Origin of the sequence: uncultured Neglectibacter sp., from assembly GCA_937958185.1 — a bacterium.
Classification (GTDB): Bacteria; Bacillota; Clostridia; order Oscillospirales; family Acutalibacteraceae; genus Acutalibacter.
On sequence record CALFFN010000022.1, the window covers coordinates 222,362 to 229,360 of the forward strand.

The following is a 6,999-nucleotide window of genomic DNA, read 5'->3' on the forward strand; positions in this document are numbered from 1 at the left end:
GCTCCGGCAAAAGCTCAGGATTCCTCCAGCTTTGCCGATCTATCAGCGGCAATCAGCGGGTCGATGATCTGATCCAGATTTCCTGCTAATATTTCCTCCAGCTTGTAGAGCGTCAAGCCGATCCGATGGTCCGTCACCCGGGACTGGGGAAAATTGTAGGTGCGGATACGCTCGGAGCGGTCGCCGCTGCCCACCTGGCTTTTCCGTTCCTCTGCCACCTGGGCGCTGACCTTTTCCTGCTCCTGGGACAGCAGTCTGGCGCGGAGCACCTTCATTGCCTTATCCTTATTTTTGTACTGGCTGCGTTCGTCCTGGCATTCTACCACCATACCCGTGGGCAGGTGGGTGATGCGAATGGCGGAGGAGGTCTTGTTGATATGCTGCCCGCCGGCGCCGCTGGAACGAAAGGTGTCGATGCGCAGGTCCTTGGGATCAATATCCACCTCCACGTCCTCCGCTTCCGGCAGCACCGCCACCGTGGCGGCAGAGGTGTGTATCCTCCCCTGGGTCTCCGTTTCCGGCACACGCTGCACCCGGTGGGCGCCGCTTTCAAACTTCAGCCGGGAATACGCCCCCGCGCCGTCGATCAGGAAGCTCACTTCCTTAAAGCCGCCCAGCTCCGTTTCGTTCAGCCCCACGATCTCCGTTTTCCAGCCCCTGCTTTCCGCGTAGGCGGTGTACATTCGGTACAGGTCATAGGCGAACAGCGCCGCTTCCTCGCCGCCGGCGCCGCCCCGTATCTCCACGATCACATTCTTTTCGTCGTTGGGGTCCTTGGGCAGCAGCAGGAGCTTGATGCGCTCCTCCCACTGGGCTAAGCCCTCCTCATTCTCCTTCAGCTCCGCCTGCGCCAGCTCCCGCAGCTCCCGGTCGGAAGACTCCTCCAGCACCTCTCTGGCTTCTGCGGCGGCGCTTTCACAGCGCCGGTAAGCGCGGTAGGCTTCCACAATGGGTTCCAGCTCTTTGTATTCCTTCATCAGGGCAGCATACAACTCCCGGTCGGCGGAGGTCGCCGGGTCGTACAGCTTCAAATTCAGTTCTTCCAATCGGTTCTCAAATGCCTGAAGATTTTCAAACATGGGAAATCAGCCTCTTTCTGTGTAAAGTAAAGTCGCTTGTCGCGAAATCACACAGCCAAGCTACGGTTCCCCCGCTTCTTCCCGCAAAATCTTCTTGATGTTTTTTTCGCACTTTAGCCGGGGGATCATGACCTCCCGCCCGCAGCCGCAGCATTTGATCTTAAAATCCATACCCGAACGCAGCACGGAAAATTCATAGCAGCCGCATGGGTGCGGCTTTTTCATGCGCAGGATATCTCCTACCCGAACGTCCATCGGCAACCTCCTGTTTTTCAATAGGGAAAGGTAAGGGAAGCCTGCGGCTCCCCTTACCAAAGTTATGCGATAAAATTTGTGCTTCTACTCCTGCGGCGTTGCCACCAGCGCGTCGGACTCACCCTTTCCGAGCGGCGCGTCCGCCTGATTGGAGGCTCTGTCGGAAATCTGCAGGAACACGGTATACTTGCCCAGTACCCAGCAGGAATCCGAGCCGCTGCCGGTAATGGCAATGGTGGCGGGCACCTCCACACTGCCGGTGCGGTTGGCAAAGTTCGTCAGGTCTATCTGCACGGACAGCGCGTCGCCGGTCAACCGTGTGATCTGTGCTTCCGAGCCCATCAGGGCAACCTCCAGAGACTGGGTGTTGATGGTCACGTCCTTGCCCACAGGCTTATTGGATATCTGGAAATTGTCGGAGGAAACCGTTACCTTGGAATCCTGGAAGTCTGCCAGATTGACGGTCACAGTCGCCTGGCTGACGGTATTTTCCCCGGCAGCACTGAGGTTCCTTACTCCCGCCGGGAGAGGGATATCCATGGTAAAGGTATTCTTCTGGGAAATGTCAAGATCGGCAAAATCAATGGGGGTATCCAGCTGGATCTCGCTGATCCCTGCCAGCACATCGGAAGCGCCCGCGATATCAATGGTGGCGGGGCTTACTGTGATCCTGGCGTCGGAGAAGCCCTTTGGCTGGTGCACGGTGGACGCCACGATATTTACCGTCTTTTTGCTCAGCACGGGGATCACCACGTCCACCGTGTCCACGTCCATTTCCAGATACAGGGAGGAAATATCGCTGATCTCCTGATTGTTCTGGTCATACAGCCGCACCGGACAGGTAAAGGACGCGTCCGCCTTCAGCGGGTCGTTCAGGGTATAGCTCACCGCCGCCCGGCTGATTTTGTTCACAGAGGATTCAGGACCGGAAATCGTTACGCTTTCCGCGGAGAACGTGGGCGTGCCGGGATAATAATTGGGATCGGCGCTGTACTGTATCTCCTCGCGGTCAATGGGGAAGGTGACCTCCTTGTAGCGGTCATATTCCACCGTGATCTCTTCGGGATTGATGGACACGATATTGTAGTCGGAGATCGAGCTTTTCTTCTCCGCCCGCACCTGCGCCGTGGCTTTCTGCAGGGTATTGCCCGTCAGCTTGGTGGAGGTGAGGTTCAGGTTCACGGACACCTCAAAATCCTCCCCGGACAGCTTGTTCGTGATCAGGCTGCTGCCGGCGATCTCAAGGTCCGCCGTATTGTAGGACATATTGAACACCCGGAAGCCGCCCTCCTCCGCCGCGGCAGACAGCTTAACAGTGATGGGCACGTCGGGAATGATGCGGTTGGTGTTCTCATTTCCCGCCGCCAGCACGAACCAGAAGATCAGCGCCACGCAGAAGGAGAAGATCAGCACAAAGGTATTGTGATAGAAAATACCGTTCAGGCTGAACATTCTGCGCCCTGTTTTCTTTTCCGCCGAACCCTGATCCGATCCTTCCTGCGGGTTCTTCTTTTCCTCGTCCACGCCTTACTCCCCCTTTCTGGAGGAATTCGAGCCGAAGCCCAGCCTTCCCAAAATGCCCTTGCCGCCGGAGGGGGCTTTCCCCGTGACGCCGATCAGGGTTTTTTCCAGCATTTCCGCCAGGCTGACCCGGTTATAATTCCTGGTCAGCTTGCCGTTCATGGCAATGGAGATCTGCCCCGTTTCCTCGGAAACGACCACCACCACCGCGTCGGAATTTTCGCTCATGCCCAAAGCCGCCCGGTGACGTGTGCCCAGATCGGCGCTCACGCTGTCGCTGGCGGTCAGGGGCAGGATACAGCCGGCGGCATAGACCCTGCCGCCCCGAATGATCATCGCCCCATCGTGGAGGGGGGCTTTGTTAAAGAATATGTTGGAGATAAGCTGGGCGGAAGGATCAGCCTCTACAATGGTGCCTGTAGCGGCGATCTCCCCCAGCTTGGTATGACGTTCAAACACGATCAGCGCGCCCATGCGCATCTGCTGCAGCAGGGCGGTGGCTTCCACCACGCCGTCGATCGCCCGGCGGGTCTCCGCTTTGTCGTGGTCCTTTTCCTTGACGCCCACGGCGCTTGCCAGCGACTGCCCCACCTTACTGCGCCCCACCTGCTCCAGCGCCTGGCGTATCTCCGGCTGGAACAGGATCACCGCCACGATAAAGGCGGATTGGAAGAAGGAATGCAGGATCGCATTCACCATCATCAGGTTCAGCCAGGAAGAGAGCAGGAACAGGATCACCAGAAAAATGATCCCCTTCACCAGCTGCCCGGCGCGGGTCTCCCGCACCAGCTTGATGACGCCGTACAGCAAGACCGTTACGATGAGAACATCTACCGCGTCCTTCAGAGTGAACTGGCGGGCAAGGTTCAGGATCGTCTGCCCCATCTGCGCCAACGAGTCCATCACTGCGTCCAATGCTGTCATTCCTTTCCTTTTCAAATTCTGCCCGGTCCGATACCGGTATCGCGGGGTCAAGGCCTTTTCCTGTTCATGGGGCGCAGAACGCGCCGGCCGTTCTGGAAAAGGGAGGTATCCCACACCCCAGCCCTTCGACCCGGGGATCGCTTTGCTTTGCATTCATTTTATCACAACGGAACCGCGAATAAAAGGTTTTTTTCAATTTCTTCAGGAAGTTTTCACATTCTTTTTTCCGGGAGCCGTATTCCGGCAGATCGCCTTTACCCGCATGGTCAAGGCGTCCATTTCCTCTTTTCTGGTAAACACAGAGGGGGAGACCCGCACCGTGCCCGTTTCCAGCGTTCCCATCTTTTCGTGGGCAAGGGGCGCGCAGTGCAGCCCGCAGCGCACGGCAACGCCGGCTTTCGCCAGCTGCTCCCCCACCGCCTCGCTGGGCATTCCCTCTACCGTAAAGGACAGCACGGGCACGTACCAGGGCTGCCGGGGCATTTCCGTATACAGCTTGACCCCCGGTATTTTGGAAAGCCTGTCATACAGCAGCGCTGTTTTTCTCATTTCCTCCTGCCAGATGACCTCCGGGCGCTTCTTTTTCACAAATTCCATGCCTGCCCGCAGCGCCAGGATACCCGGCACGTTCAGCGTGCCGCTTTCGTACCGCTCCGGCGGGTCGTCGGGCTGCAGCATACTGCGGGACTGGGTGCCTGTACCGCCTTCGATAAGGGTGCCCAGCTTATCCTGCGGGTCGCGGAAAATCAACATTCCCGTGCCCATGGGACCGTACAGCCCCTTGTGCCCCGCGCAGCAGAGATAGTCGATGCCGCTGTCGGCAAGGCTGATGGGGAGAATGCCCGCGCTTTGGGCGCAGTCCACGCATATCTTCGCCCCGTACTGATGGCACAGGGCGGCAATGCGCTCCACTGGAACGCGAATGCCAAAGACGTTGGACGCCTGGGTGCAGACCACCAGCTTTGTATTGGCGTTCATCGCCTGCCGGAAGGCGTCGGTGGTGGCGTCGCTGTCCGCGGGGGTCACCTTTGCCACCGTATAGGTCACGCCCCGGTTCTTCAATTCGACCAGAGGGCGCATGACGGCGTTGTGTTCCAAATCGGACACCACCACATGGTCGCCGCTTTTCAGGCTGCCCTTCAGCACCAGGTTCAGCGCCTGGGTGCAGCTGGGCTGGAACACCACGCATTCCGGTCCGGCGGCGCCGAACAGCTCCGCGGCGCACCTGCGGCACTCGTACACCGCCCGGGTGGTGCGCATGCTCATTTCATAGCCGCTCCGCCCTGGGTTCGCACCGAAATCCCGGACCGCCCGCAGCAGGGCTTCCCGCACTTGTGGCGGCTTGGGATAGGTGGTGGCGCTGTTGTCCAGATAGATCATCCGCCATCATCCTGTTCCAATCTGCCCAGGACCCTGATATTGTTATCCCGCAGAATTTTCTCGGCGGCGTCCGCCCCCTGGGGGACGTACACGCCATAGCCGCAGCCCGTTTCCGACGTGCGGGGGATGCGCTCTACATAGCCCCGGATACCGTGCCTGCTCAAAAGCTCCTTTGCCTTCATGGCGTAAGTCACGGAGCTGACCATAAGGAGGGGCTTGCCCATAAAAAATCACCTCGTCGCTTTCTAAAAACAATGTGTAGCACTCCCTGACAAAAGGGGCAATGCTTATCCCATTTTATGCGCAAGGTGATTTTCGGTGCGGACGTCCCCTATCCGTTCTTTTCCAGAAGCGCCACGGCGGAGGCCGCCATGCCCTCTCCGCTGCCGGTAAAGCCCAGACCCTCCTCGGTGGTGGCTTTTACGCTGATACGGTCCACGTCCGTTTTGCAGGCAGCCGCCAGATTCCTGCGCATTTCCCCGATATAGGGGGAAATTTTCGGGCGCTGGGCAACGAGGGTGCAGTCCAGGTTCCCGATGGAATAGCCCTTTTCCCGAAGCAGCCTGCACACCTGGGAAAGGAGCTCCAGGCTGTCCGCCCCCTCAAACCGCGGGTCCGTGTCGGGGAACAGCTTTCCAATATCACCCAGCGCGGCTGCGCCAAGCAGCGCATCCGCCGCGGCATGGGCCAGCACGTCGGCGTCGGAATGCCCCAGAAGCCCCAGCTCAAAGGGAATTTCCACGCCGCCTAAAATCAATTTTCGGTTTTCCGTCAAACGGTGCACATCGTAGCCATAGCCGATCCGCACCTGAGGGACCCGCTTTTCAGGCTCCACACCCTCGTCTCCCCTGTCCTCCACCAGCGCCCGGAGCAGAAGCATGTCCTCCGGGGTGGTGAGCTTTATGTTGCGGTAGTCCCCTTCGGAAAGCTTCACCCTGCCCCCGGCAGCTTCGATCAACTGGCAGTCGTCAGTGTACACGCTGCCGCTTTCCTCCGCCCTGTTCAGGGCGTACCAGTACAGCTCCCGCCGGAACGCCTGGGGGGTCTGGACGGCGAACAGCTTTTCCCGGGGCGGCGTTTCCTCCACAAACTCCTCCCCCAGCTTACAGGTGTCCTTGGAGGGCACCGCAGCCGTTGCCGCGCCGTGCTCCAGCGCGTCCCGGCAGACGCGTCCGATCACCTCCGGCGTGACCAGCGGGCGGGCGCCGTCATGGATCACCATATATTCCAGCTCCTCTGAAAGCGCCTCCACCCCCCGGCGGACAGAGCTCTGTCTGTCCGCTCCGCCAACGGTAAAGCGGACGGGCAGTGACAGCCCGGCGGCAGCCTGCCGCATTTCCGGCAAATCCTCTTCCCGGCAGACCACCACGATCTCACCGATCTCCGGGCTTGCGGCAAGAGCTTCCAGCGACCAGCGCAGCACGGGTCTGCCGCCCAGGCGCTCCAGCACCTTGGACCGTCCCCCACCCATGCGGCTGGAATTCCCCGCTGCCACTACCACCGCGCCGAATTGCTTTTCCATCGTGTTCCTCCTTTTTTTGCTCGTGAACCCTCCAGGTACTGGGCACAAATCACCAACCCGACCGGGGGTTTCCGCTTTCATTCAGACTTTTACTCGTGAAACCTCTTAGCACGGAATGTAAATCACCAGCCCGACCGAAGGTTTCCGCTTTCATTCAGACTTTTATTCGAGAACCCTCTAGGTGCGGGACACAAGCTTTCCGCCCGACCGAAAGGTTTCTTTTTCCCCACTTTTTACTCGCGAACCCTCCAGGTACTGGGCACAAATCACCAACCCGACCGAGATTTTCTATATATTATACTCTTTTCTTTTAGGATT

7 protein-coding genes are annotated in these 6,999 nt (G+C 59.0%); all 7 read right to left on the bottom strand.

The features are described from left to right. Positions 1-14: 14 nt before the first annotated feature. Positions 15-1,079 carry a peptide chain release factor 1 gene (gene prfA / locus AB8996_RS07955; RefSeq protein ID WP_369298443.1) on the bottom strand — a complete coding sequence of 355 codons (1,065 nt, stop codon included), beginning with the start codon at positions 1,077-1,079 and terminating at the stop codon, positions 15-17. 60 nt (positions 1,080-1,139) lie between these two features. Further along, the gene (locus AB8996_RS07960; protein WP_369298444.1) at positions 1,140-1,334 is read right to left on the bottom strand and encodes a DUF951 domain-containing protein; all 195 of its coding nucleotides are present in this window, start codon (positions 1,332-1,334) and stop codon (positions 1,140-1,142) included. A gap of 84 nt (positions 1,335-1,418) precedes the next feature. After that, positions 1,419-2,858, bottom strand: coding sequence for a YbbR-like domain-containing protein (locus AB8996_RS07965; RefSeq protein ID WP_369298445.1), 1,440 nt, complete (start codon positions 2,856-2,858; stop codon positions 1,419-1,421). Positions 2,859-2,861: 3 nt separating this feature from the next. After that, positions 2,862-3,779, bottom strand: coding sequence for a diadenylate cyclase CdaA (cdaA, locus tag AB8996_RS07970; protein WP_369298446.1), 918 nt, complete (start codon positions 3,777-3,779; stop codon positions 2,862-2,864). Positions 3,780-3,980: 201 nt separating this feature from the next. Beyond that, on the bottom strand, positions 3,981-5,159 hold the full coding sequence (locus tag AB8996_RS07975; RefSeq protein ID WP_369298447.1) for an aminotransferase class V-fold PLP-dependent enzyme: 1,179 nt from the start codon (positions 5,157-5,159) through the stop codon (positions 3,981-3,983). Beyond that, entirely contained in the window at positions 5,156-5,383 is a 228-nt protein-coding gene (locus AB8996_RS07980) for a DUF3343 domain-containing protein (protein WP_369298448.1), read from the bottom strand. The genes AB8996_RS07975 and AB8996_RS07980 overlap by 4 nt, the downstream gene beginning before the upstream one ends. Before the next feature lie 107 nt (positions 5,384-5,490). Continuing rightward, positions 5,491-6,681, bottom strand: a complete 1,191-nt coding sequence (ispD, locus tag AB8996_RS07985) for a 2-C-methyl-D-erythritol 4-phosphate cytidylyltransferase (RefSeq protein ID WP_369298449.1) — start codon at positions 6,679-6,681, stop codon at positions 5,491-5,493. Between the last annotated feature and the right edge of the window lie 318 nt (positions 6,682-6,999).

Bases quoted from the DNA above. Each gene is read 5' to 3' on its own strand.
- prfA (WP_369298443.1), bottom strand. From the start codon at position 1,079: ATGTTTGAAAATCTTCAGGCATTTGAGAACCGATTGGAAGAACTGAAT.
- AB8996_RS07960 (WP_369298444.1), bottom strand. From the start codon at position 1,334: ATGGACGTTCGGGTAGGAGATATCCTGCGCATGAAAAAGCCGCACCCA.
- cdaA (WP_369298446.1), bottom strand. From the start codon at position 3,779: ATGACAGCATTGGACGCAGTGATGGACTCGTTGGCGCAGATGGGGCAG.
- AB8996_RS07975 (WP_369298447.1), bottom strand. From the start codon at position 5,159: ATGATCTATCTGGACAACAGCGCCACCACCTATCCCAAGCCGCCACAA.
- AB8996_RS07980 (WP_369298448.1), bottom strand. From the start codon at position 5,383: ATGGGCAAGCCCCTCCTTATGGTCAGCTCCGTGACTTACGCCATGAAG.
- ispD (WP_369298449.1), bottom strand. From the start codon at position 6,681: ATGGAAAAGCAATTCGGCGCGGTGGTAGTGGCAGCGGGGAATTCCAGC.